This is a genomic window from Anaerococcus murdochii (genome assembly GCF_019957155.1).
GTDB lineage: Bacteria > Bacillota > Clostridia > Tissierellales > Peptoniphilaceae > Anaerococcus > Anaerococcus murdochii.
In genome coordinates, this window is record NZ_JAIPME010000002.1 from 897742 (window position 1) to 922505 (window position 24764).

Below are 24764 nucleotides of genomic sequence, written 5' to 3' on the forward strand. Positions count from 1 at the left end.
AGGTTTGCTTTGTTATTCTTCTGGGTCTAGGGGTTCTTTTAGGTCTTCGTTTCTGAAGAAGTCTGTGCCGTCTGGGACGTTACTTTGGAAGGCGCCTAAGATTGAAACGTAGTCCTTTTCATCTATTGTATAGGTAACTTCGAATTGTAGGTATTCCATGAAGTATTTTTCGAATTGGACTCCGTATCTTTTTGTGGCGTAAGAGTAGGTGTTTTCTCCATCTTCAGTAAGTTCGCCTTCGATATGGCGTGTTTTTGTTGGGTCCTTGTAATCACTCGCATGGGCGGTTATTTCTATGTGAGTCTTTTCTGGGTCAACTTTTTTACCGTCTTTGTAGAAAGAGATGTAGATTTTATTGTCCTTTAGGAGGTCAATACAAGGTAGGTCACCTTCAACCCTACCGTCTACGTCGTCTTCGATATTATCGATTTTCGCCTGGTCAAAAGTCTCAAATTCTTCTTTGGTGTAGGTCCTTATAATCGGCTTTCTGTCGTCATTTGAGATCTGCGCTTCAATTTTAACCCCATCTGCTTCCATATTTCTTAAATATCCAGGTGTTGGTCTGAAGGTTAACAAGATGAAGGCCCAGATGGCGATAAATATCCCAATTATTCCAAATACTAATTTTTTAAACATGATCTTCTCCTTATTCTATAGAAATCTTCTCCTTGTGGAAATAATTTACTAGGGCGAAATAGGCTAGGGCAAATATTCCTAAGATTAGAACAATAATCGCAAAAGATGACCAGTTTAAATCTAGCATATTTATAGAAAATGTGGCTGCATTAGTTGAATATTCCTTAAATTTGATTAAGCTTGTGTTTCCTAGTCCACTAATCAATTTTGCATATACATATCCTTGGAATAAAATCAAGGCTACGAAAAGGACTAACTTTGCTGACCTGCCCATTCTGTTAAAGGGGCGTGACCCACCAAGTGCATTTGCTGCCATCATAATTAGGGCAAAAATTGCATAAAACAAGACGATAATAATTGTGAATTTTACCAAGCTGATAAAAATATTTAAGTCAATGCTTTGACCTAGGTATTTCAAAATGTCTAGAGGATTTAGTCCCCCATCGCTAGTTAGGCCTATAAGCAAAAAGTTAAAGATAGAAAAAACTCCAATTACAAGTCCCATCACTAGGTAATTTATAAGTCTAGCTCCTGTTACCTCACTTGATGAAAATGGTAGTGATGTATAAAAGGCTGCCTTTTTGCCGTAAAACCTGTTGTTGTCACTATCATTAAGGCTGGCTAGGGAAATTAGTGGGGCAAAGGTCATAACTGATCCGCTTATTACAATTATAAGGGATATTGGGCGGAAATCTGTCAACTTATAGACAAAGACCCCTAGGATTGCTATTAGAAGGGGTGATAGCATCCAAGCCATTACCTTTTTTATGTCTTCTTTAAAAATTTGTCTAAATAATTTTCCCATTAGAGGACCTCCCTAAAATATTCTTCAAGGCTTAGGCCTTTTTCTTCTCTTATTTGGTCAACTGACTTATGAGCAAGGACCTTGCCATCTGAGATTATGATTACTTCGTCAAGGATTTTTTCAATCTCGGATATAAGGTGGGTTGATATGATTAGAGTTGATTCCAGATTGAAATTTTCTATAATTGTATTTAGCATTTCATACCTTGCCTTTGGGTCAATGCCCGTCATTGGCTCATCTAGGAGGTAGATCTCGGTTTTCCTCGCAAGAGTGGCTGCGATTTGCACCTTATCTTTCATTCCCTTTGAGCATTCCTTGATTTTAAGGTTTCTTTTAATAGAAAAGGAATCGATCATCTTGTAGTAGCTTTCTGAGTCAAAATCGTCGTAAAATTTTTCGTAAATATTTCCAATGTCGATTACAGTCATGAAATCGTCAAAGGGAAGGTGGTCTGGTTGGTAGGAGATGAGGGCGTTTGTCTCTCCGCCTGGCTTTTTGTCGTTGATTAGGACCTCACCATCGTAATTTTTTTCAAGGCCAGCGATGACCCTCATTAGAGATGACTTGCCTGCTCCATTTTCTCCAACAAGACCGATTATTTTGCCTTTTTCTAAGTTTAAATCAAAGTCTTCTAAGACCTTTCTACCTCCATATTTGAGGCTTAAGTTTTTTATCTCAATCATAATTCCTCCCAATAATCTTTTAAATCTTTTAGGGCCGCATCTTTACCTATGTTTAAAGATTCCATCCCATTTATAAAATCATCTGCAAAGCTTGTAAAGGCTCTGTTTGAAAGTGATTTTATTTTCTTTGTGTCTTCTGTTACAAACCTGCCGATTGTCCTTTGGCTCTCGCAAAGACCTTCTCTTTCAAGCTCTGCCAGGGCTCTTTGGATGGTGTTTGGGTTTACCTTGTAGGCTGTGGCGAGGTTTCTGACCGAGTCAATCTTTTCTCCGGCCTCCCAGTCGCCTGTGGAAATTTTGATCTTAAAATCTTCCAAAAGCTGGATATAGATAGGTCGGTTGTTATCAAAATCCATACAAACCTTCTTTCTTTGTATCACTGTACTATTATCTTAATACAAGTGTACTACGTCCTTAATACAATGTCAAATTTATTTAAAAAAATTTTTATTTGCAAGGAAGTAGTGAATATCGTATATGAGAGAATGTTGATTTTATAAGCTCCCTCGTCGTTCACTTCGTTCTCTCTGTCGACGGTAGTTTTCGGGCTCGCTCTTATCCGTTCCGGATAAAGAGTTCGCCTCGAAAAGCTTCGATTAAGGGCTGCCATCAGTTCGCTTTGCTCACTGTTGTCTCCTCGAGCCGACGGGCTGTATTCCCATTAGGGACGGCGCATGATGAATTTTTCGAAAAAACCGTCCTCTCCGCCGTTTCGAGGAGCAAAGCGACGAGAAATCTTATGAATGCGAGATACATATATACGAAGAGATTTTATATGAATTTAAAAATTTTTTTCTTACCAAGTTATGGTAAAATATAAATAATTAGTTATAAAAGAAATAAATTGAGGAATAATATGAAATTAGTTATAGAAAATTTATCCAAGTCCTTTGACCAAAAGGAAGTTATAAAGGACGCTTCTTATGACTTTGAAAAAGGCACTGTTTATGCGCTATTGGGACGAAATGGGGCAGGTAAGACTACACTTTTTAGGCTGATTACAGAAGCTATCAAGAAAGATTCCGGAGAGATTTATATAGAAGAAGATGGGACAAAGACTCCTGTGTCTTTTGACGACGTTTTTATGATGGTGGCAGAACCTGATTTGCCTAAATTTCTCACAGGCTACGAGTTTATCAGATTTTTCATAGATGCCAATAGGGAAAATATCAAGGATTTAAAGGACATCGACTACTATCTAGACCTAGTTGATTTTGACGAGGAAGACAGCCACAGGCTAATCCAGTCCTATTCAACAGGTATGAAAAACAAAATCCAAATGCTCATGTTTTTGATCCTAAAACCAAGGATTATCCTCATGGATGAGCCGCTAACAAGCCTTGACGTGGTTGTGTCCCTCCAGATGAAAAAAATTATCAGACAAATCCACGAAGATCACATCATGATTTTCTCAACCCATATTCTCCAGCTTGCTAAGGATATTTGCGATAAGATTGTTTTATTATCAGAGAAAAAATTATCAGGACTTGATGATTCTTACCTTGCTGACCCTGACTTTGAGGACAAGTTAATATCAATCCTTGCTGGCGAAAAAGAGCATTTAGGAAATGACCATGAATAAAGATCTTAGGACCTACATCATAGCTGAAAAAATCGCTCTTACTGAAACTTTTAACCTCATGGTTTACGGTATAAGGAAGCTTCCTTTAATCGGGAAAAAATTAGGAGATAAGTATAGGTTTTTTGAGGTAAAGGGGATAATGTATAGCTTTTATCCGATTTTTGTCTTTATAAAACAAATTTTGGGCTGTCTTTTATCCTTTGTAATCGCCTATTTATTCACAACTATCACTTATGGTTGGGTTTTTAAAATCTTTGGTGGAGAGATTTTTGCGGCGGATATTACAAGCAAAGCTGAATTGACATCTTATCTTATGGGCCTCATGATTCCTGTAATTCTCTACTTTGCAACAGGGATTTTTAGGAATTTTATCTACGACAATGGGCCTGGAATTGGCAAATATTTTGCCCAATACCATATAGACCCCGCATCTTCTTACAAGATATTTTTGTATTACAAACCAGCCATGAGGCTAATTGGTAGGACTCTAATTTTTGCTATATTTTTTAGCCTGATAAATAAAATTTCTCTTATTTATCCTCTTTTAATGAGCTTTGGAGTCTATTTCCTAGAAACAGGGGCTTCGGTTTTCTGGATGAAATACAAACTTAAACACAAAAAGGGAATCTTAGACAATGGACTTTTGCAAGTCGCCTTTATTATTTTAATCCCTGTTCTTGTTATGGGACTTGTTATTACAGGTCGTTTTGACCTAAGGATTGCGACTGCTATAATTTTTGGATTTTCACTTGCCCTTTTCATCTATGGACTAAATGGACTTAGGAATTTCGAATCTTTTGACCAAGTAATCGAAGAATCTGTAGAAGAATATGATGTATCTGCAGTAGAACTTGATATGAGTGATGCCAAGGCCTACGAGCTAAAGGATAAGGATATAGAAGTTAAAAATAAAAAGGGACTTTACAAGAAAAAGGGCCTGGCCTTTCTTAATTCCTTGTTTTTTATAAGACATAAAAGGCTTATCACAAAACCTGTAATAATAAAATCTTTGGCTGTGCCAGCCATCGGACTTGGAGTATTTTTCTTTACAGTTTTTAAGGAAACTTTAACAACAGAAGGGATTTTTGAGCTAACAATCAGGGCTATGCCATTTTTGACCTACACACTTTCAAGGCAGGATAAGGTCATAAACGCCATGTACCTAAACTGCGACCAGGGCCTTTTGCCTTATGGTTTTTACAGGAAAGGGGAGATGCTCCAAGCTATGTACAGGCTAAGATTTAGGTCCATGCTAGCAATCAACATGATTCCGGCGGCGGCAGTTTTTGCGACTTATATGGCAGCAATTGCTTACAAAGGAGAGCTTTTGTGGGTAAATAATTTGGTTGTTCTTGCCTATATTCTTTTAATGACCACATTTTTCACAAGCCTCGCCCTAGCAAAATACTATCTCCTCCAACCCTACAACCAAGAGGGAATGGCAGTAAGCAAGGTCGCAGGAGTTATAAATATGGTTGTCTACTACATTTGCATCTACGGTGCCTTTATTGTTAGGGATATGGATTATAAGATGATATTGATGGTAAGTGGTGGCTTTATCCTTGCTTTTATAATTATTGTGAATATTTTGATAGTGAAATTTGGGTCAAAAACCTTTAAGATCAGGGATTAGGGGGAATACTTCGATTGCTTTGGTCCCTAATTTGTTAGATTCCTCCTGTCGACCTTGCTCGAGGTAAACTATTTGTCGGAATGAAGCCAGATAGAATAATTATCGTGTGTCATTCTGAACGAAGTGAGGAATCTCATGAATGAGGGATAACCGAATTCCTAGGTGAATTGTCTTAAGACAATTCGCCTTATTTTTTATTAAAACCTTCAATAAGCTTTAAAAAAATCACAAAATTAATATTTATAATAAAATTAAAATAATATTTTATAAATATTAATCAATACATGAAATGATAGTATAAATTTAGCAAATAAAGCAAACCTTTGTCATTGCTATATGCATAGAGTAGATAATGTTGGGCCTTGTCTTACAATTAAATTATCGTATAATTAATTCGTTCATAATTATACAAGGATTTATGAACGAAATTAAAGAAAGAAGGTTATGTATTTGGTAGAAAATAAAAAATTTCAGTGGCCAATTTTTATACTTATGGCAAGTGTAACATTTATGGCAATCCTATCTGAGCTAGTACCATCGGGGATCTTGCCAGAGCTTATGACGGGTCTTGGCATATCTGAAGCACAAGCTGGTACCTTAGTTGGTTTTTATGCAATAGCCAGTGCGATTTTTGCAATTCCTTTAATCTCTGCAACTGTTGAATTTAGCAGGAAGAAACTTTTAATTTGCTTACTAATAGGCTTTGCCCTTAGTAATGTTTTAGTTGGTTTCGCACCTAGTTATATTCTTGCCATAGTTGGAAGGGTAATTGGTGGAATCTGTGCCGGAGTTTTGTGGCCAATGATTGCGGCTTACGGAATGAAGCTTGTCGATGATGAACACAAGGGTTTGGCCGTAGCTGTTATCATGAGTGGTACAACATTTGGTATGAGTTTAGGACTTCCACTTGTAACCCTTGTTGGTACAAATGTTGGATGGAGAATTGAATTTTTGGTAATTGCAATTCTTATTATTTTAATTGCTCTAGGCAGTCATTTCATGTTGCCAGAAGTATCTGGAGAAAAAAGAGTTAGAGCTAACTCACCCCTTACTCTTATCAAAAATAAAGGTGTACTTATTATTATCTTGCTTACATTTATATCAGTTCTTACTAACTATGGAGTTTACACTTACATCACAAATTTAGTTGATTCAATAAATTACAGTGGGGGAATTGGATTTGCCCAAGTTCTTTTTGGGATTGGTTCAATCTTATCTGTTCTTATTGCAGGAAAAATTATAGATAAACATATAAAGATACTTTGCCTTTTAATGTTAGCATCATCTTTACTAGCCTTTATATTTTTCGGTAGTCTTTCATCAATTAGTTTTATGGTTCACTTAGGATTTATCCTTTGGGGCATTGGATTTGGTGCCTTAGTAACCCTATATCAAACAGCAGTAGCTAGGCAGGTGCCATCAAACGCATCAGCAGTTGCTACATCATTACAATCTGCAAGTTTTAACTTTTCAATAATGATTGCAAGTTCACTAGGTGGAGCAATACTCGCAAGTGGAAATATTAATAATCTACTTTTCCTAATGGCAGCTATCTTAGGAATAGGTTTACTTGTGACAATTTTATCAAAGAAGACATTGGCTTAATTATTTAAAATTCTTAGGAGGAATATATTATGAAGAAAAAATTTATTAACGCAAAAGTTTATGGTCACAAAGATGCATCTGAAATCTTAGTTGAAGATGGAAAGTTTTTGAAATTTGGAAACAATCTTGAAGATGCAGATGAAGTTATTGATTTAGATGGAAACCTTGTTATTCCACCATATGTAGATGCCCACCTTCACCTAGATTACTACATGATTGGTAAGACTGATGAAGTTAAAAATGAATCAGGAACACTTTTTGAAGCAATCGACCTTTGGAATGATTTCAAAAAGGGAGTAACAAAGGAAGACATGAAAAAGAGAATTTATCAAGCAGTAGAAGATTGTCTTTCCTATGGTACTCAATATATAAGAGCACAAACTGACTGTACTGATCCTAACCTAACAGGAATTAAGGCAGCTCTAGAAGTGCGCGACGAATTAAAAGATAAGTGTACAATTCAAGTTGTTGCCTTCCCACAAAATGGTATGTATTCGTACAAAGAAGCTGGCAAAACAGGAAGAGATTTAGTTGAAGAAGCGCTTGAACTTGGCTGCGAAGTTGTTGGTGGAATCCCACACAACGAATGGAGCCGTGAACTTGGAGAAAAGTCACTAAAAGAAATTGTAGGTCTTGCAGTTAAACATAACAAACTTATTGACGTCCACTGTGATGAAACTGATGATGTTATGGCAAGATTTGTGGAAGTATTAAATGCGGAAGCAATGATTAATGGTATTGCTGAAAAAACAACAGCAAGCCATACCTGTTCCTTTGGTTCAGCAGATGATTCCTATGCCTTTAGAATGATGGGATTATTTAGAAAATCTAAATTAAATTTCGTCTCCCTTCCAACAGAAAATGCCTTCTTACAAGGCCGCCAAGATTCATATCCAAAACGTCGTGGCATCACAAGAGTTCGTGAATTTGTAGACAATGGTGTTAACGTATGCTTTGCACAAGACTCTATAGTTGACCTTTGGTACCCAGCAGGCAATGGAAACCTAATGAATATTCTTGATAATGGAATCCATCTTGCCCAACTAATGGGAGAAAAGGACTTTGATAGGGACTTTGACCTTGTAACCTATAATGGAGCAAAGGCAATGTACCTTCAAGACGAATATGGATTTGATGAAGGAAAACCTGCTAACTTCATAGTTCTTGATGCACCAAATGAATTTGAAGCAATAAGAAATAGGGCAGAATGTCTTTCATCAGTGCGTAATGGAGAATTCTTATTTAAAAAAGCAAAGAGAGAATTTGAAATTGAACTTGATTTAAAATAAAAATTTATAAAAAAATAGGGGCTGCTAAACAGCCCCATTTTTATGCTTATTTATAGTCTAGCTATATCTTTTGTAATGAAATTCTTTAGTAGGAAGATAATCACAATTGTAATTATAAATTCTACTCCTAGGAATGTACCATTATAAGCAATGGAATATAACCAAACATTTTGGCCTTCTGGGGCGTAAGAGCCGAAGAAGATTACTCCTGTTAGGACGTGGCAGACAAATCTGGCAAAGACGCCTAGGAATGTGCCCTTGATAACAGGTGCGATTTCGTGGTTTGCTGCAAAATTCTTTGAGAAAAATCCAACAAGACCAAGTGAAGCGTAGGCTAGTGGGTAATCTAGGATAGCTTGGACTGGGTGGTAGATTGAACCGCCAAACATCATATCAAGCACACCGTAAAGAGCTCCTACAAGAATGCCAGGGCCTGCTCCGTGTCTTATTGCAAAGATGATTAATGGAATCATCTGTCCTGCTGTAATAGAACCGCCTTGAGGCATCTTAAATAGGGTGATACGGCCTAGAATAAAGGCTAGGGCAAGCATTACACCACCTTCAGCTATCATTTTTGTTGACCATTTACTATTATTCATAAAAAAATTCCTCCTTTGCACAATACTGGGAGGATTTTGTAACTTACCTCCGCCAGCATTACCTGGATCAGGTTAAGGGTATGATCTCAGCCAACTCTTGGTTGGCACCCCTAGTACACTATTACTATATAGGAAAATTGGTAAAAGTAAACTCCGACGGGGTTCTCTACCCACTTTGCTTATAGAAAAGTGGCTAATTTCTAGTATAATACTTGGGTATAAATAAGGAAAATTAGCGAAAGTTTAGATATAGATTGAGAGATAAGATGGAATTTAAGTTACAATCAGACTATGCGCCAAAGGGTGACCAGCCGGAGGCGATTAAAAAATTAAGTGATGGGATTCTCGCTGGCAAAAAGCACCAAATCCTAAGGGGGGTTACTGGCTCTGGTAAGACCTTTACCATGGCCAATATTATCCAAAATGTTCAAAGACCAACCCTGGTCCTTGCCCACAACAAGACCCTAGCCTACCAACTTTTTACCGAATTTAAGGAATTTTTTCCAGAAAATGCTGTGGAATACTTTGTTTCCTACTACGACTACTACCAGCCAGAGGCCTATGTGGCAGCGACTGACACCTACATTGCCAAGGACTCGTCAATAAACGACGAAATCGATAAGATGCGCCATTCCGCAACCATGGCCCTTTTTGAAAGAAGGGATGTAATTATCGTTGCCAGTGTTTCTTGTATCTACGGCTTGGGTGACCCGATTGAATACAAAAAGCTAGTTGTATCTTTAAGACCTGGCCAGGAAATTAGTCCGGAAGAGGTTATGAAAAAGCTAATCGACGTCCAATATGTCCGAAATGACGTGGAATTTGAAAGGGGAACCTTTAGGGCAAGAGGCGATATTTTAGACATTTATCCTGCTGGTTTTGATCAAAAAGCCATCAGAATCGAATTTTTTGGCGATGAAATCGACCAGATTTCAGAATTTGATCCCCTAACAGGAAAAGCAATCTCAAAGATTTCCCACGCTTACATTTACCCTGCCAGCCACTATGCCACAACAAGTGAAAAGACTGAAAAAGCAATAATTTCCATTGAAAAAGAGCTTGAGGAAAGAATTAAGGAATTTGAAAGTGAAAACAAACTCCTAGAGGCCCAGAGAATCGAACAGAGAACCAAATATGACATTGAAATGCTCAAGGAAATCGGCTTTTGTTCGGGTATTGAAAACTACTCTGCCCACCTTTCTCAAAGGCCAAGGGGTTCAAGGCCATATACACTTATAGATTATTTTCCAAAGGACTTTGTCCTCATGGTTGACGAATCCCACGTATCCATTCCCCAAGTTGGCGGTATGTACGAAGGCGACAGGTCTAGAAAGCAAAACCTGGTAGACTTTGGCTTTAGGCTTCCATCAGCCCTTGATAACAGGCCTTTAAAATTCGATGAATTTGAGAAATTAATCAACCAAACGGTCTATGTATCAGCAACTCCAGGCCCATACGAAATGAAGAAAACCCATGGTGAGCTTGTAGAGCAAATCATTAGACCAACAGGACTTTTGGACCCAATTGTGGAAGTAAGGCCGACTGAAAATCAAATAGACGACCTAATAGGAGAAGTCCACAAGACAATAGCTAAGGGTGAAAGGGTCTTAGTTACAACACTCACCAAGAAAATGGCAGAAGATTTGACAGATTATTTGATGGAACAAAACATCAAGGTAAGATATCTCCACTCCGACATCAAAACCATAGAAAGGTCTGAAATCATAAGGGATTTAAGGTTGGGAAAATTTGACGTCCTAGTTGGAATTAACCTCTTAAGAGAAGGTCTTGATATACCAGAAGTGTCTTTAATTACCATCCTAGACGCCGACAAGGAAGGTTTCTTAAGAAGTGAAACATCTTTAATCCAGACAATCGGTCGTGCGGCAAGAAACTCCGAAGGTCATGTAATTATGTACGGAGACACCATAACAGGATCCATGCAAAGGGCCATCGACGAAACAGAACGTAGGAGAAAAATTCAAGAAGAATTCAATAAAAAACACGACATCACACCAACAACCATAAAGAAAAATATCGGCGAAATAATCCAAATAACAAAGAAGGCCGAGGAAGAAGAAATCGAAGAATTCAACAGAGAAGACATAGCAACTATCCTAATAAATATGGAAAGCGAAATGTATAAGGCGGCAGAAGAGCTTGATTTTGAAAGAGCAGCAAGATTAAGAGATCAAATAAAGAAAATGAGAGAAAACTTTTAGAAAAAGTTTTTCAAAACTATTTTTTGATTAGAATTATTTTGTAAAATAGGAAAACTTGGGTCATTAACATGACCCCTCCGAAATCGGGAGGGACGCTAAGGGACCTTCCGTATGGTCCCTCATCGCTTCCCTCCCGAACCCTCCCTTTCCTTACACCCCCAGACGGCTCCTTGGCGGAGGGCGGAAGGAGAAGTTTGCCCAAGGCAAACCCCTTTAGTAGAGAGAATAGCCTTGTAAAAGTTAGCGTAACTTTTAACTGATTTCTAATCGTCGGGTTGCTAAAAATCGCAAACTCGCTTACGCTCAAACAAGCGATTTTCTTAACGCAACCCTTGATTATAAATCCTAACCCGATAAAGGAGAGATTTGGTCTCTAAGTTTGAGTGTTGCAAGGCTCGTTTGGCTTTCGCCAAACATTACTAGATGAGAGTTATGTTTTAGTTTTAAGTGGACTAGACTCCTATGCCATAATAGCAAGACATAGGTGACAAGAGATTTCTCCACTCGCTTAGCTCGGTCGAAACGAGGGAGGGTGATTCTGTCAATTTCTCTAAGTTTTTGATGTTTTTTTGTAAAAAAAGTTATCACCTTTACTTATTTATCAAGTCTTTTGTAAATGAAGGAGGCGTCAAAAAATTTGATTGTTTGAGCGTTAGCGAGTTATCAAATTTTAGCCGACTGAATGTCAAAAAAGTTTGGAGTTAGTTCAACTAAAACAAGGGCACCTCCATACCAACAAGTTTGCCAAAGGCAAACTCCTTGTCCCCCGAGAGGGGTCGCCCGGAGGGGGTAACGGAAGGGGGTTTAAGGGGGACCCGATGGGGGAACGTGCGAAACGTTCCCTAGGGGTCCCCCTTAGAACGGGGATTCAACTGTAAGTAGAATAAAAATATAAAAGATAAAGATATCTTAATATTATAAATAAAGAAAATAAGTTATCTTGGATAACAAAACTGAAAGGAAAGTAATGAAAGAAAATAATAATATTATTATAAAAGGAGCAAGGACTAACAATCTAAAGAATATTGATTTAACCCTCCCTCGTGATGAGATGATTGTTTTTACTGGGCTTTCGGGCTCTGGTAAGTCTACTCTTGCCTTTGATACTATCTATGCTGAGGGTCAGAGGCGTTATGTGGAGAGTCTTTCTTCTTATGCTAGGCAGTTTTTGGGTGGGATTGATAAGCCTGATGTTGATTCTATCGAGGGTTTATCTCCTTCTATTTCCATTGACCAAAAGACTACCAACAGGAACCCACGTTCGACTGTGGCGACTGTTACTGAAATTTACGACTATTACAGGCTTTTATATGCTAGAATCGGGGACGCTTTTTGTCCAGTTTGTGGCAAGCCTATTGTTGCCCAGTCTGTTGACCAGATGGTTGATAAGATTATGGAGCTTCCTGAAGGGAGTAAAATCCAACTTCTTGCTCCAGTTATTAGGGCCAGAAAGGGTCAGCACAAAAATGCCCTTGCTAATATTAGAAAAGACGGTTTTGTCCGTGTGATTATCGATGGGGAAAGATATGAAATCGAGGATGATATAGACCTTGATAAGAATAAAAAACACGACATTTCTGTAATTGTAGACAGGATTAAGATGAAAGAGGGGATTGAATCGAGAATTGCAGATTCCCTTGAAACTACAATTGGCCTTGCAGATGGCCTTGTGATTGTGGATGTGATTGGCGGAGACCAAATGCTTTTATCATCCAAACTTGCTTGCCCTGAAGGCCACGTGTCTTTACCTGAAATTACCCCAAATATGTTTTCATTTAACGCTCCAATCGGCATGTGCCCTGAGTGTAACGGCCTTGGTTTTCACCTCCAGGTTGACCCGGACCTCATCCTAGCCGACAGGAGCCTTTCTATAAACCAAGGTGCTGTTGAGCCTTATGCAACATCTGCCAAGGGGACCTATTACTATGAAGTCATAAGGGCTATTGCAGATCATTATAATTACCCATACGACGCACCTTTGGAAGATGCACCAGATGAAATGATCAACGATATTTTATATGGAACAGATTATGACTTGTCTTTTGTTTTTGAGTCCCATTTTTCGGGCAAAAAACGCTACAAGGGAATTTTTGAGGGTGCTATCCAAAATATTTGGGACAGGTACCAAAGAACAAATTCTGATTCCCAAAAGAAAAAGTTTAGGGACTACATGGGCGAAGAAGAATGTAGGGTTTGCCATGGCGATAGGTTAAAACCAGAGGTTTTGGCTATTAAGGTCGGGGGTAAAAATATTTCAGAATTAACCCGCCTTTCTGTGGCCAAATCCATTGAATTTTTCGAAAAGCTTGAGCTTTCTGAGATGAAAGAGCAAATCGCAGAGCTAATTATAAAGGAAATTAAGGGCAGACTTAGGTTTTTAAATGACGTTGGGCTTTCATATTTGACCCTAAACCGTACAGCTTCAACCCTTTCGGGCGGGGAGAGTCAGAGAATAAGGCTTGCCACCCAAATCGGATCGGGCCTTGTGGGTGTGTCTTATGTTTTAGATGAGCCTTCAATTGGCCTCCATCAAAGAGATAATGACAAATTAATTAAGTCTTTGAGAAACCTCACAGATATTGGAAATACACTGATAATTGTAGAACATGACGAAGATACCATGAGGGCGGCGGACTTTATCGTTGATATTGGCCCAAGGGCCGGCATCTACGGTGGAGAAATTGTCGCAAAAGGGTCCCTTAAAGACATCATGGCATGCAAGGATTCGCTAACAGGCGATTATCTGGCAGGACGAAAGAAAATCGAACTTCCAGCAAAACGTAGGACTTCGGATAAATATATAGAAGTAATCGGCGCCGCTGAAAATAATCTCAAAAATATTGACGTGAAATTCCCACTGGGGACCCTTACAACTGTGACAGGAGTTTCTGGATCGGGCAAATCTTCGCTTGTCAATGAGATTTTATATAAGATGGCAACCAGGAAAATCAACAAGTCCAAGGTCCACGCCGGTCGTCACAAGAAAATCAAGGGCCTTGATCAAATTGATAAGGTAATAGCCATCGACCAGTCTCCAATAGGTAGGACTCCAAGGTCAAATCCGGCAACTTATACCAAGGTTTTTGACTCCATTCGTGACGTTTTTGCCATGACCAACCAGGCTAAGATGAAGGGCTTCCAAAAGGGAAGATTTTCCTTCAACGTCAAGGGCGGAAGGTGCGAGGCTTGTAAGGGGGACGGAACAATTAAGGTTGACATGATGTTTTTGCCTGATGTTTACGTGCCATGCGAAGTATGCCATGGAAAGAGATATAACAGGGAAACCCTTGAAGTCAAATTTAAGGGCAAGGATATTTCTGAGGTCCTTAATATGACTGTTGAGGAAGGAATTGAATTTTTTGAAAACCAGCCTACTATTGTGAGAAAACTCCAAACCCTCTATGATGTGGGCCTTGGCTATATTAAAATCGGCCAACCTTCTACAGAATTATCCGGTGGTGAGGCCCAGAGGGTCAAACTTGCCACAGAACTTGCCAAGGTGTCGACAGGTCAAACTTTGTATATCCTAGATGAGCCAACAACAGGCCTTCACACAGCTGATGTTCACAAGCTTATAGAAGTTTTAAATAGGCTTGTTGATCAAAACAATACGGTTGTAGTAATCGAGCACAATCTTGATGTGATCAAGGTTTCTGACTATATAATCGATTTGGGACCTGAAGGCGGAGATGGGGGAGGAAACCTTGTTGCCACAGGGACTCCAGAAGAGATTGCCAAGGTCAAAAAATCTTACACCGGCCAATATCTCAAAAAATTATTGAAGTAAAAGTCGTCCCAGACGGGGCGATTTTTCTTAAAAAAAACGAAAAGCTTTAATTTATAGGCAAAAAATGATAAAATAATTTTATAAAGATTAAAAGGAGAACTTATGTTAGAAGCAAAAAATGATAACAAAGATAGAAATGATATAGATATAGCAGATAATACAGCAGGAACAGTTGGTTTTGACCCAAAGACAGGCAAGGTTTTCTATGTAGATGAGCCAAAAAAAGCCCCAGCTAATGAGCCAATAGGCGATGAAGAAGAATCTAAAGCAATAGCCGAAGAACTAAGCGAAACAACAGATGCCATAATTGACCTACTAAAAGAAGCAGGAATCGAGGACCCAACTGACCTTGAGGCTATAAGAAAGCTAGCCGAAGAAGACAAGTAATGATAAAATCCGACAGGGGCCTTGGCTTAGTCGAATTTATGATTGATCTTTACTACGACAGGCATTTGGAAAAGGACTCTGAAAGAAAGCCACTTAAGGCCTATGTGGCAAAAAAACTTGCCAACTGTCCTCACGGAGATGCCAAGCCTTTTTGTTCGTCTTGCAAAATCCATTGCTATGATAAGGAAAATAGGAAGAGAATCAAAAAAGTAATGAAATATGCCGGACCTCGAATGATTTTTTACGCACCAGTTGTGGCCATTAGACATTTACTAGAAAATAAAAGGAGAAGATAGTGGAAAATTACGATAAAGCCTTTATTGACAAGCTAGAAAAAAGGTTCAAAGAAAATATGGACAGACACCCAAGGATTAAGTGGGACTTTGTCAAATCTAGTATTCTTAACAATCTAGACCTTTATGACGCAATTTATGCCATGGAAGAAACAGGCGGTGAGCCAGACCTAGTGGATTTGGAAATCTTTAAGGGCTTGGTTTATGTAGACCTAGCCGACAAGAGCCCAAAGGGTAGGAGAAGCCTCTGTTATGACAAAGAAGCAAGACTCGCCCGAAAGGAAAATCCTCCAGCATCTTCTGTTATGGAAGAAATTGGTGATTTTGGAATTAAATTATTAAGCGAAGAAAAATACAAGGCCCTTGCAGAAATTGCAGTTTTTGACACTAAAACCACTTCTTGGATTAAAACTCCAGAGGAAATAAGAAACCAAGACGGAGCCCTCTTTGCGGGCAGGCGTTTTGACAGGGTTTTTGTTTATTACAACACACCAGGATCCTACAATAAAGACAGGGGCTTTAGGGCCTACATAGAAATATGAAAAAGGTCCTAGCCCTTCTGATTATCTTGATCCTAGCGGCTTGTGGAAATGAAAAGTCAGTAGAAAATACAGACAAAAACCAAAAAGCAAGCCAAAACCAAAAAGAAGTTGATTTTGAAACCATAAAAAACTTTTTCTATGAAAAATTAAAGGGCCAGACCCTAATCAGGACCTATGGCGAAGATACAGGTCAGACAAAAGTCATCTTTGAAAATGGCGGACATTTTAGGGGAGATTATTTTGGGAAAATTGCCGCAGACGGCAAGGACTACGGCCTAACAGACACAGCCTGGCTTTATTACCATGGGGAAGAAATCCACTCTTCTGAGTTTGAGGGGATTTTTGAAATCACCAAGGCAATCGACGATTATCGTTATGAATTAGACCTTAAAGATTTTAAAATTACCACGAAAGAAGGTGTCTACGACCAAATTTACTACCATGTGGACTTTGCCTTAGGCTTAAACCCAGAAGCGGCCTATATACTTTACAGGCCAGGTTGTCCAATAAAAGACTTGGAAAATGACGATAGGCTAAGAGAAATTGCCAAAAAGGGCTCTCCCGACGGGCAAAAGATAGCTGGTTTTATAATCTATAATAAGACTGACAAAGAAATTTTTAGCCAAAACCAATAAGTTTACAAATATTTTGAGGGACATTTTGGACTTAACCAAAATTTAAGGTCCCCCAGTGTAAAATATAAAAGAAAGAAAGAAATATATGGAAAAACTACTATTTATCTACAATCCAAACTCTGGCCAAAGGGCCATCAATGATAAATTATCTTGGATAATCGAATACCTCTCATCAAAGGGGATTTTTCCTACAGTTTACGCTACACAAAAGTCTGGAGATTGCAGGGAAATTGTCGAAAAATATGGCAAGAACTTTGAAGAGATCCTAATTTCTGGCGGGGATGGGACCCTGGATGAGGCCGTATCTGGCGCTCTAAAGGCAGATATAGACCCAACCATTTCCTATATCCCAACTGGATCTACCAACGATTTTTCAAAGACAATCAATATTTCCCCAGATATAGAAAAGGCTACTAAAACCGCCGTCAGGGGCAAGGTTAAGAGGATTGACGTAGGCAAAATCGACGATAAGTACTTTGTCTATGTGGCAGCTTTTGGTGCCCTTTCCGATATTTCTTTTTCGACCGACCAGGATGTAAAAAACCTAATCGGCCGCTCAGCCTACATTGTAGAAGGCATCAAAAAACTTTTGCCAATCCAATCCATGGAATCCTACCAGGCGGAAATTGAGTTTGATGACGAAATGATAAATGGCGAATTTATTCACTTCATGGCATCAAATTCTGTTTCAGTTGGTGGTTTTAACCTCTTTGACGACAAGGTTGGCCTCACAGACGGACTCTTTGAGGTAACCCTAGTTAAAAAACCAGAATCAATCACAGACCTAAATAAGATTATCCAATCTTTGACAACAGGCGAATCAAGCGACCTTGTCATCCAAAGACAGGTCAAAAACATCAGAATCAAAACTGAAAAGGAAGTTTCTTGGTCCTTAGATGGAGAATTTGGTGGCAAGACCACCGATTGCACAATTGAAGTCGTCGGCCAAAGAGTTAATATGAAAACTGGCCTAATGGATTGAAATGGGACTTCCTTTGTGATATAGTAAACGATTAGCATAAGCGTAATCTCAAAATTATGGTATAGTATAAGTGAGAAACCTAGGAGGTTATGATGTTTAAAGTAGGCGATAAGATAGTTTACCCAATGCATGGTGCAGGTGTCATTGATGCGATTGAAAAGATAGAATTTATGGGCGAAGAAAGGGAATATTACATCCTAAAAATGCCTATAGGTGAGATGGATATTTCAATACCTGCGACTAACATGAAAGATGCTAACATTAGATTTATAATCAGCAAGGAAGAAGGCCTTGAAGTCCTAGAAATACTTGACGATAAGCCAACTGAGATGAATTCTAATTGGACCAAGAGATATAGGGACAATCAAGAAATCTTAAAAACTGGTGACATCTTCGAGATAGCAAAAATGGTCAGAAACCTAGCTATCCTAGATTCTGACAAGGGACTTTCAACAACTGAAAAGAAGCTTCTAAATAGGGCAAGGAGAATCCTTGCAAGCGAGCTTGTTATGGCGGGTTCCTTGGCCAAGGAAGAAGCAGAGAAAATGATAGACGAATCTATAGGACTCTAGTCTATTAATATAAGGAGATTTTATGAAAAGAGTAATCAGATTAGTTTTTATGCTAATCGGAGCTGTTCTTGGCATAGTAGTCTTCGGAATAGTTAACGCCGCTTTTGGGTTCATCCCTAATAGCGGCAAATTAATTCTGTGGGCGAAAGTCATTTCATCAGCTTTATTTGCAATAATATTTTATTTTGCAACAGATCCAATATCCAAACGTGCAGCAGTGAGTCTGTCGAAGTTTGAAAAGAAAATTAGCAAATTGCCCGCTGCCAACCTAGTCGTAGGCGTCGTAGGAATTATCCTAGGATTTTTGATAGCAACCCTAGTATCCACACCATTAACCAAACTCTCCCTACCATTTATGGGAAATTCATTTTTTGTGCTATTATCTATTTTATTATATATTGGTTTTGGTTATTTAGGATGGAAACTAGCCTACAAAAATTCTGAAGACCTCTTAGGCCTTGTGACCAGGTCCAAGGGAGAAACTAAGGACGGCGGAGAATTTTTCGACAGGTCAAACCTAACAGCAAGTCCAAAAGTCCTTGACACATCAGTTATAATCGACGGCAGGATACTTGATATAATAAATACAGATTTCCTTGAAGGCGAGCTAATCGTAACAGAATTTGTCCTTGAGGAACTCCAACACATAGCAGATTCCCCAGATGACCTCAAAAGAGAAAGGGGCAGACGTGGCCTTGATATAATAAATAAAATCAAGGAATCCGACAAAATCAAGCTTACAGTCCTCGATAAGGACTACAAAGACATAAAGGAAGTTGACGCCAAATTATTAAAACTTGCCTTAGATCTTGGGGCCAAGGTCTTTACCAACGACTACAACTTAAACAAGGTCGCAGATGTTCAAGGCATCCCAATCCTAAATATCAATGACTTAGCAAATTCCTTGAAACCTGTGGTTATCCCAGGTGAAAAGATGGAAATAGAAGTCATCAAAAAAGGTAAGGGCAAAAACCAAGGCGTAGGCTATCTTGAAGACGGAACCATGGTTGTCGTTGAAGATGGCCAAGACCTCATAGATAAGACAATCAAGGCTAAGGTCACATCAGTTTTACAGACCTCAGCCGGCAGGATGATCTTTGTAAGGGCGGAAGATGTATAAGGGAAAATTTCTATCAGCAGTAATTACTGCAGCAGGTTCAGGCACAAGGATGGGTTCATCAATAAATAAGCCCTACCTAGAAGTTGGGGGCAAAAAAATCCTCGAACTAAGTATTGAAACTGTGACAAGTATAAAAGAATTTGACGAGATAATCTTGGTGGCAAGGGAGGAAGATTTCCCCCTTGCTTCTGAGATTTTATCTCTTTTTAGGGATCCTAGAATAAAAATGGTTGCCGGTGGCAAATCCAGAGAAGAATCTACCTACAAGGGACTTTGCGCCCTAAACCCTGATTCTGACTTGGTTTTAAGCCATGATGGAGTCAGGCCATTCGCATCTAGGGGTCTTTTTTTGAGGGTTTTAGAAGAAATAATGACCTACAAGGCAGCCATTGCTGCGACAAAATCAAAGGATACGGTCAAGGTTGTAAACGAGGCGGGAGAGGTAGATTTCACTCCCAATAGGGACTTTGTCTATAATATTCAAACACCTCAGGCCTTTGATACTAGGCTAATAAAAAAACTTTACCAAAATTATTTCAAATCAGAAGCCAAAATCACTGACGACAGCCAACTTTTTGAGTTTTTTGACAGAAAGGAACCTGTCAAGGTGGTTGAAGGTGAATATTCCAACATCAAGATAACAACAGCCGAAGATATAATCTTCGCAAAAGCATATATAAGGGGAGAAAAATGAGAGTAGGCCTAGGCTACGATGTTCATAAATTAGTAGAAGACAGGGATATGATCCTTGGCGGTGTGAAATTCGACCACGAATTGGGACTTTTGGGCCATTCAGACGCCGACGTTTTGACCCACGCCATCATGGACGCCATCTTAGGAGCTCTCGCTCTGCCTGATATTGGCAATCTTTTCCCTGACACAGATCCTGCCTATAAGGATATATATTCAATCGACCTTTTAGATAGGGTTGTGGAAAAAATGTACGAAAAGGGCTACAAAATTGGCAATCTTGATTCTGTTATAATCTGTGAAGTCCCAAAGATTGCCCCAAAAAGAGAAGAAATAGTAAAATTACTTGCAAAACACCTAAGAACTGATATAGCAAATGTGTCAGTGAAGGCATCTACCAGCGAAAAACTTGGCTTTACAGGTAGGGGCGAAGGGATAGAAGCAAGAGCCATAGTTTATTTGGAGGAAATAAATGCGTAAATTTATTACAAGCGAATCAGTAACTGAAGGCCATCCAGACAAGGTTTGTGACCAAATTTCAGACGCAATCTTGGATGAATGCTTAAAACAAGACCCAAACGCTAGAGTTGCTGCAGAATGTATCACAACAACAGGACTTGTCCTAGTAGTAGGAGAACTAACAACAGAAGCCTACGTTCCAATAGAAGATGTGGTAAGACAAACCATAAAGGAAATTGGCTATACAGACAATGACCTAGGCTTTGACTACGAAAATGTTGCAGTTTTGACATCAATCAACAGCCAATCCCCAGACATTGCCCAAGGAGTTGACAAGGCAAGCGAATACGACGAAAGCGGCGATGCCTACGATAAAATCGGTGCAGGCGACCAAGGCATGGTCTTTGGTTATGCAGACGATGAAACAGAAGTTTATCTGCCAATGTCAGTAAAACTTGCCCAAGATTTGGCAAAAAGACTTGCCACAGTCCGCAAGGAAAAAATCCTAGACTACTTAAGACCTGACGGAAAGAGCCTTGTGACTGTAGAATACGACGACGATAAGCTAGTAAGAATAGACTCAATCGTAATCTCAACCCAACACAAAGACAAAATCCCAATGGAAAAAATCCGCGAAGACATTATTGAAAATGTAATCAAGCAAGTGGTGCCAAATGAATTAATCGACGATAAGACAAAGATCTACGTAAACCCAACCGGTAAATTCGTAATAGGCGGCCCAAAGGGTGACTCTGGCCTTACAGGTAGGAAGATAATCGTAGACTCCTACGGTGGCTATTCAAAGGCAGGCGGCGGAGCCTTCTCCGGCAAAGACCCAACAAAGGTAGACAGATCTGCAGCCTACATGGCAAGATACGCAGCCAAAAACATGGTAGCAGCAGGCCTTGCAAAGAAATTAGAAATAGGCGTATCCTACGCTATTGGTGTAGCAAGACCACTTGCAATCTTCGTAGATAGCTTCGGCACAGGCAAATACGACGATGAAAAATTAAAGGAAATCATAGAAGAAAACTTTGACTTTAGACCAGGCGCTATAATAGACAAACTAGACCTAAGACGCCCAATCTACAAAAAAACCGCAGCCTACGGACACTTTGGTAGGGAAGAAAAAGATGGGTTTTCATGGGAAAGAGTCGATAAGGTCCAAGATCTTCTTAAATATTAATTATTCATCCGAGATGAAGTATCATTAGAGTAGTTTTATCCTAGATAAATTATATTTTTATCTAGGATTTTTTGTCTTTATTATCCGAGACTAATTTATCATTAACTTTATTATTGTTATTTCTTGATATTATATATTATTATTTTATTTACAGTTGAATCTTCGTTCATAGGGGGAACCCAAGGGGGCGGCAGATGCCCCCTCACCGGTTCCCCCTAAGACCCCCTTACGCTACACCCCCGACTGCTCCTAAAGCGGAGTGCGGAAATAGAAGCTTGCTTATCGCAAGCTTTTTTTAGTAGAGATAACATCCTTGTATTAGTATTTGTATATCCCCACTGATTTCTAACATTCAAGCCCCTAAAAACTGATAACTCGCTAACGCTCAAACAATCAGTTTTCTTAACGGGGCTTTCTATTAGAAATCTTTACCTGATAAAGGGGTGGATTGGTCTCGAAGTTCTAGGATTTGCCAGGCTCGTTTGGCTTTGCTAAACTTTGCTATATGAGTTTTGCATTCTCAAGCAAAGAGTGGAAAACTTAAGACCAAGTATTTTAAAATCCCAAGCATCCGTGAAGAAAATTGCACTGACAGTCAATTACAATTAAGATTACAATAACTACTGTGAACTAATTTTCAAATGTAAAACACAAGTCAGACGAGATTGCAATTTTTAGGAGGCTTGGGATTTTAAAAAGTTAAACAAATATTATTCCTAAACAAGGACTCCTCCATATCAACAAGTTTGCCGATAGGCAAACACATTATTCCCCGCGAGGGGTCGCCCGGAGGGGGTAACGGAAGGGGTTTTAAAGGGGACCCGATGGGGGAACGTGCGAAACGTTCCCTTGGGGTCCCCTTTATTACGAAGATTCAATAGTAAATAGAATAATTACTTATGAGATAAAATTACTTACTTAGCATAAGAAAAAGAAAGATTGATTCGTCTCGGACGAATTTTTTATAAAATAGTTTAATATTTCACAAAAAGTAATATAATATATTTATAAGGCTAAATGCCTAATGCAAAAAAATGATAAGGTTAAATGCCTAATGCAAAAAAATTATAAGGCCTTGTGCCGAGCAAAAAAAGGCCATCGCCTGCCTAAGGCGAAATTAGTATTAGAAAAGGAAAGAAGATGTCAAGATTTAGAAGGTCGGTTGCTATAGACCTTGGTACAGCAAGTGTGCTTGTTTATATTAATAACAAAGGAATAGTTTTAAATGAACCATCTGTCATAGCTATTGACGTCCTATCTGACGAGATCCTTGCGGTGGGTAGTGATGCCAAGAAGCTTATTGGCAGGGCTGGTGGTAATGTTTCTTGCATAATGCCTATGAAAGAGGGTGTTATTGCTGATTTTGGGGCGACTGAGAGGATGCTTGATTATTTCCTCAAGAAATCTGTTAAGAGATCCCTTTTTAAGCCTGATCTTTTAATCTGTGTTCCAGCCAGGTCCACCCAGGTGGAGAAGCGTGCCGTTATCCAGGCGGCGGAAAATGCTGGAGCTCACAGGACCTACCTCATCGAGGAGCCTCTTGCAGCTGCTCTTGGGGCTGGTGTTGATATTACAGATCCTAAGGGGTCTATGGTTGTGGATGTTGGTGGCGGTACTAGCGATATAGCTGTTATTTCCATGGGCCAAATCATTGCTTCAAGGTCAGTTGATGCTGCGGGTCGTTCTTTTGATAGGATTATTAAGGATTTTATTAGAATCCGTTATGGCTTATTGATTGGCGATACATCTGCAGAGGCTTTGAAGGAAGCAGCAGACACACTTACCGCTGATGATTCCTTTGAGGTTAAGGGTAGAAATGTTGCAAATGCCCTCCCAGCCAAGGTTTATATACCTGTATCAGAGATTAAGGATGCCCTAAGGGGCGAGATTGACAAGATTGTTGAGGGGATTAAGAAGGTCCTCGAGGTGACTCCTCCAGAGCTTGCCTCAGATATTTTCGACAGGGAAATTATTTTAACCGGCGGAGCATCACACACAATCGGTTTAAAAGATAGGATAGAAGAGAAGTTCCAAATTAGAGCGAAAATTGCCGAAGATCCACAAGAATGTGTGATTAAAGGCACTGCTAAGGCTCTAAATTGGATTGATAGTCTGGATGAAAATAGGAACGAAGCTATAAGAAGCAAGCAAGAAGAAAACGAAGCTTTTGAAAAACTTAGGAGAAGATAATGACAAAAAAATTAGTTTTAGTAAGACATGGACAAAGTGAATGGAACCTAGCTAACAAATTTACAGGTTGGGTTGATGTAGACCTTTCTGAAAAAGGCGTTGAAGAGGCCAAAGAAGCTGGTAGAAAGATTAAAGAAGCTGGCATTAGATTTGACCACGCTCATACATCTGTTCTAAAAAGAGCAATCAAGACTTGTAACTTTGTACTTGAATATTCTGACCAAATGTATGTCCCACAATATAAGACCTACAGACTTAACGAAAGACACTACGGTGCCCTTCAAGGCCTAAACAAGGCAGAAACTGCAGAAAAATATGGTGATGAACAAGTTCATATCTGGAGAAGATCTTATGATACACTTCCACCAGAAATTTCTGAAGAAGAAAAAGAAAAACAAGCACATTTACCAATGTTTGCCCACCTTCCAAAAGATGTAATTCCAGGAGCAGAAAACCTTAAAGTAACACTTGAAAGAGTACTTCCTTACTACTTTGATAGCATCGCTCCACAACTACTTGAAGGTGAAACTGTCCTAGTAGCAGCTCACGGCAACAGCCTTAGAGCCCTTGCAAAACACTTAGAAAAAATTTCAGATGATGATATTATGGATCTTGAAATTCCAACAGGTCAACCACTTGTTTACGAATTAGACGACGAGTTAAACGTAATCAAAAAATACTACCTATAAATTTTAGAAAATTCCCAGACCCTATGAATTGTCTTAAGGGTTTGGGAATTTTTTTGTGAAAAACATTGACAATCCTTGTCAATTTTGCTATGATTAAATCTTACTGGTCTAATCATATAATATTAGTAAAGGCAATTTGTTTTTTTTCTTTTGTTTACAATATATATAAAAAAGTATA

General features: G+C 39.0%; 23 protein-coding genes and 1 riboswitch. Of the genes, 18 read left to right on the forward strand and 5 right to left on the reverse strand.

The window, feature by feature from the left end:
• Nucleotides 1–12: 12 nt before the first annotated feature.
• The 4 genes from K8P03_RS04585 to K8P03_RS04600 are packed head-to-tail and all read right to left on the reverse strand — an operon-like array spanning nucleotide 13 to nucleotide 2480.
• Complete coding sequence (locus K8P03_RS04585) at nucleotides 13–636, reverse strand: arginase family protein (protein WP_223418746.1); 624 nt, start codon at nucleotides 634–636, stop codon at nucleotides 13–15.
• Between the two features lie 10 nt (nucleotides 637–646).
• The gene (locus K8P03_RS04590; RefSeq protein WP_223418748.1) at nucleotides 647–1441 is read right to left on the reverse strand and encodes a hypothetical protein; all 795 of its coding nucleotides are present in this window, start codon (nucleotides 1439–1441) and stop codon (nucleotides 647–649) included.
• Nucleotides 1441–2124, reverse strand: a complete 684-nt coding sequence (locus tag K8P03_RS04595; RefSeq protein ID WP_223418750.1) for an ABC transporter ATP-binding protein — start codon at nucleotides 2122–2124, stop codon at nucleotides 1441–1443. The genes K8P03_RS04590 and K8P03_RS04595 overlap by 1 nt, the downstream gene beginning before the upstream one ends.
• Nucleotides 2121–2480, reverse strand: coding sequence for a GntR family transcriptional regulator (locus K8P03_RS04600; protein WP_223418752.1), 360 nt, complete (start codon nucleotides 2478–2480; stop codon nucleotides 2121–2123). The genes K8P03_RS04595 and K8P03_RS04600 overlap by 4 nt, the downstream gene beginning before the upstream one ends.
• Before the next feature lie 500 nt (nucleotides 2481–2980).
• On the opposite strand from K8P03_RS04600, the gene K8P03_RS04605 reads away from it, so the two are divergent.
• From K8P03_RS04605 to K8P03_RS04620, 4 genes are all read left to right on the forward strand, one after another.
• Complete coding sequence (locus K8P03_RS04605) at nucleotides 2981–3706, forward strand: ABC transporter ATP-binding protein (protein WP_223418755.1); 726 nt, start codon at nucleotides 2981–2983, stop codon at nucleotides 3704–3706.
• Nucleotides 3699–5339 (forward strand): hypothetical protein, encoded by a 1641-nt coding sequence (locus K8P03_RS04610; protein WP_223418757.1) that lies wholly within the window; start codon nucleotides 3699–3701, stop codon nucleotides 5337–5339. Before K8P03_RS04605 ends, K8P03_RS04610 begins: the two co-directional genes overlap by 8 nt.
• Nucleotides 5340–5783: 444 nt before the next feature.
• Nucleotides 5784–6944, forward strand: coding sequence for an MFS transporter (locus K8P03_RS04615; RefSeq protein ID WP_223418759.1), 1161 nt, complete (start codon nucleotides 5784–5786; stop codon nucleotides 6942–6944).
• Nucleotides 6945–6973: 29 nt separating this feature from the next.
• Nucleotides 6974–8233: an amidohydrolase family protein gene (locus tag K8P03_RS04620; RefSeq protein ID WP_223418761.1), complete on the forward strand. Its 1260-nt coding sequence runs from the start codon at nucleotides 6974–6976 to the stop codon at nucleotides 8231–8233.
• 50 nt (nucleotides 8234–8283) lie between these two features.
• Here the strand turns inward: K8P03_RS04620 and thiT are convergent, their stop codons facing one another.
• Nucleotides 8284–8832: an energy-coupled thiamine transporter ThiT gene (thiT, locus tag K8P03_RS04625; protein ID WP_223418763.1), complete on the reverse strand. Its 549-nt coding sequence runs from the start codon at nucleotides 8830–8832 to the stop codon at nucleotides 8284–8286.
• A gap of 27 nt (nucleotides 8833–8859) precedes the next feature.
• A riboswitch (TPP riboswitch) is annotated at nucleotides 8860–8954 on the reverse strand.
• 144 nt (nucleotides 8955–9098) lie between these two features.
• Between thiT and uvrB the strand changes: the two genes are divergently transcribed.
• From uvrB to gpmA, 14 genes are all read left to right on the forward strand, one after another.
• The gene (uvrB, locus tag K8P03_RS04630; RefSeq protein ID WP_223418767.1) at nucleotides 9099–11054 is read left to right on the forward strand and encodes an excinuclease ABC subunit UvrB; all 1956 of its coding nucleotides are present in this window, start codon (nucleotides 9099–9101) and stop codon (nucleotides 11052–11054) included.
• Between the two features lie 967 nt (nucleotides 11055–12021).
• Nucleotides 12022–14841 carry an excinuclease ABC subunit UvrA gene (gene uvrA, locus K8P03_RS04635; protein ID WP_223418771.1) on the forward strand — a complete coding sequence of 940 codons (2820 nt, stop codon included), beginning with the start codon at nucleotides 12022–12024 and terminating at the stop codon, nucleotides 14839–14841.
• 102 nt (nucleotides 14842–14943) lie between these two features.
• Complete coding sequence (locus K8P03_RS04640) at nucleotides 14944–15228, forward strand: hypothetical protein (RefSeq protein ID WP_223418773.1); 285 nt, start codon at nucleotides 14944–14946, stop codon at nucleotides 15226–15228.
• Nucleotides 15228–15524, forward strand: coding sequence for a nitrous oxide-stimulated promoter family protein (locus tag K8P03_RS04645; RefSeq protein ID WP_223418775.1), 297 nt, complete (start codon nucleotides 15228–15230; stop codon nucleotides 15522–15524). Before K8P03_RS04640 ends, K8P03_RS04645 begins: the two co-directional genes overlap by 1 nt.
• On the forward strand, nucleotides 15524–16063 hold the full coding sequence (locus tag K8P03_RS04650) for a DUF4256 domain-containing protein (protein WP_223418777.1): 540 nt from the start codon (nucleotides 15524–15526) through the stop codon (nucleotides 16061–16063). The genes K8P03_RS04645 and K8P03_RS04650 overlap by 1 nt, the downstream gene beginning before the upstream one ends.
• A complete protein-coding gene (locus tag K8P03_RS04655) occupies nucleotides 16060–16698 on the forward strand; it encodes a hypothetical protein (RefSeq protein WP_223418779.1) in 639 nt (212 codons plus the stop codon). Before K8P03_RS04650 ends, K8P03_RS04655 begins: the two co-directional genes overlap by 4 nt.
• 85 nt (nucleotides 16699–16783) lie before the next feature.
• Nucleotides 16784–17680, forward strand: a complete 897-nt coding sequence (locus K8P03_RS04660; protein WP_223418781.1) for a diacylglycerol/lipid kinase family protein — start codon at nucleotides 16784–16786, stop codon at nucleotides 17678–17680.
• A 92-nt stretch (nucleotides 17681–17772) separates the two neighbouring features.
• A complete protein-coding gene (locus K8P03_RS04665; RefSeq protein WP_223418783.1) occupies nucleotides 17773–18252 on the forward strand; it encodes a CarD family transcriptional regulator in 480 nt (159 codons plus the stop codon).
• 22 nt (nucleotides 18253–18274) lie between these two features.
• The gene (locus K8P03_RS04670; protein WP_223418785.1) at nucleotides 18275–19372 is read left to right on the forward strand and encodes a PIN/TRAM domain-containing protein; all 1098 of its coding nucleotides are present in this window, start codon (nucleotides 18275–18277) and stop codon (nucleotides 19370–19372) included.
• Nucleotides 19365–20066, forward strand: a complete 702-nt coding sequence (gene ispD, locus K8P03_RS04675) for a 2-C-methyl-D-erythritol 4-phosphate cytidylyltransferase (protein ID WP_223418787.1) — start codon at nucleotides 19365–19367, stop codon at nucleotides 20064–20066. Before K8P03_RS04670 ends, ispD begins: the two co-directional genes overlap by 8 nt.
• Nucleotides 20063–20542, forward strand: a complete 480-nt coding sequence (gene ispF, locus K8P03_RS04680) for a 2-C-methyl-D-erythritol 2,4-cyclodiphosphate synthase (protein WP_223418789.1) — start codon at nucleotides 20063–20065, stop codon at nucleotides 20540–20542. Before ispD ends, ispF begins: the two co-directional genes overlap by 4 nt.
• Nucleotides 20535–21707, forward strand: a complete 1173-nt coding sequence (gene metK, locus K8P03_RS04685; RefSeq protein WP_223418791.1) for a methionine adenosyltransferase — start codon at nucleotides 20535–20537, stop codon at nucleotides 21705–21707. The genes ispF and metK overlap by 8 nt, the downstream gene beginning before the upstream one ends.
• Before the next feature lie 1140 nt (nucleotides 21708–22847).
• Nucleotides 22848–23897 carry a rod shape-determining protein gene (gene mreB, locus K8P03_RS04690; protein ID WP_223418793.1) on the forward strand — a complete coding sequence of 350 codons (1050 nt, stop codon included), beginning with the start codon at nucleotides 22848–22850 and terminating at the stop codon, nucleotides 23895–23897.
• Complete coding sequence (gene gpmA, locus K8P03_RS04695) at nucleotides 23897–24586, forward strand: 2,3-diphosphoglycerate-dependent phosphoglycerate mutase (RefSeq protein ID WP_223418795.1); 690 nt, start codon at nucleotides 23897–23899, stop codon at nucleotides 24584–24586. Before mreB ends, gpmA begins: the two co-directional genes overlap by 1 nt.
• Nucleotides 24587–24764 lie beyond the last annotated feature (178 nt).

What these genes read in the sequence shown, in the direction of transcription:
- K8P03_RS04585 (WP_223418746.1), bottom strand. Translation starts at nt 636, where the DNA reads ATGTTTAAAAAATTAGTATTTGGAATAATTGGGATATTTATCGCCATC.
- K8P03_RS04590 (WP_223418748.1), bottom strand. Translation starts at nt 1,441, where the DNA reads ATGGGAAAATTATTTAGACAAATTTTTAAAGAAGACATAAAAAAGGTA.
- K8P03_RS04595 (WP_223418750.1), bottom strand. Translation starts at nt 2,124, where the DNA reads ATGATTGAGATAAAAAACTTAAGCCTCAAATATGGAGGTAGAAAGGTC.
- K8P03_RS04600 (WP_223418752.1), bottom strand. Translation starts at nt 2,480, where the DNA reads ATGGATTTTGATAACAACCGACCTATCTATATCCAGCTTTTGGAAGAT.
- K8P03_RS04605 (WP_223418755.1), top strand. Translation starts at nt 2,981, where the DNA reads ATGAAATTAGTTATAGAAAATTTATCCAAGTCCTTTGACCAAAAGGAA.
- K8P03_RS04610 (WP_223418757.1), top strand. Translation starts at nt 3,699, where the DNA reads ATGAATAAAGATCTTAGGACCTACATCATAGCTGAAAAAATCGCTCTT.
- K8P03_RS04615 (WP_223418759.1), top strand. Translation starts at nt 5,784, where the DNA reads ATGTATTTGGTAGAAAATAAAAAATTTCAGTGGCCAATTTTTATACTT.
- K8P03_RS04620 (WP_223418761.1), top strand. Translation starts at nt 6,974, where the DNA reads ATGAAGAAAAAATTTATTAACGCAAAAGTTTATGGTCACAAAGATGCA.
- thiT (WP_223418763.1), bottom strand. Translation starts at nt 8,832, where the DNA reads ATGAATAATAGTAAATGGTCAACAAAAATGATAGCTGAAGGTGGTGTA.
- uvrB (WP_223418767.1), top strand. Translation starts at nt 9,099, where the DNA reads ATGGAATTTAAGTTACAATCAGACTATGCGCCAAAGGGTGACCAGCCG.
- uvrA (WP_223418771.1), top strand. Translation starts at nt 12,022, where the DNA reads ATGAAAGAAAATAATAATATTATTATAAAAGGAGCAAGGACTAACAAT.
- K8P03_RS04640 (WP_223418773.1), top strand. Translation starts at nt 14,944, where the DNA reads ATGTTAGAAGCAAAAAATGATAACAAAGATAGAAATGATATAGATATA.
- K8P03_RS04645 (WP_223418775.1), top strand. Translation starts at nt 15,228, where the DNA reads ATGATAAAATCCGACAGGGGCCTTGGCTTAGTCGAATTTATGATTGAT.
- K8P03_RS04655 (WP_223418779.1), top strand. Translation starts at nt 16,060, where the DNA reads ATGAAAAAGGTCCTAGCCCTTCTGATTATCTTGATCCTAGCGGCTTGT.
- K8P03_RS04660 (WP_223418781.1), top strand. Translation starts at nt 16,784, where the DNA reads ATGGAAAAACTACTATTTATCTACAATCCAAACTCTGGCCAAAGGGCC.
- K8P03_RS04665 (WP_223418783.1), top strand. Translation starts at nt 17,773, where the DNA reads ATGTTTAAAGTAGGCGATAAGATAGTTTACCCAATGCATGGTGCAGGT.
- K8P03_RS04670 (WP_223418785.1), top strand. Translation starts at nt 18,275, where the DNA reads ATGAAAAGAGTAATCAGATTAGTTTTTATGCTAATCGGAGCTGTTCTT.
- ispD (WP_223418787.1), top strand. Translation starts at nt 19,365, where the DNA reads ATGTATAAGGGAAAATTTCTATCAGCAGTAATTACTGCAGCAGGTTCA.
- ispF (WP_223418789.1), top strand. Translation starts at nt 20,063, where the DNA reads ATGAGAGTAGGCCTAGGCTACGATGTTCATAAATTAGTAGAAGACAGG.
- metK (WP_223418791.1), top strand. Translation starts at nt 20,535, where the DNA reads ATGCGTAAATTTATTACAAGCGAATCAGTAACTGAAGGCCATCCAGAC.
- mreB (WP_223418793.1), top strand. Translation starts at nt 22,848, where the DNA reads ATGTCAAGATTTAGAAGGTCGGTTGCTATAGACCTTGGTACAGCAAGT.
- gpmA (WP_223418795.1), top strand. Translation starts at nt 23,897, where the DNA reads ATGACAAAAAAATTAGTTTTAGTAAGACATGGACAAAGTGAATGGAAC.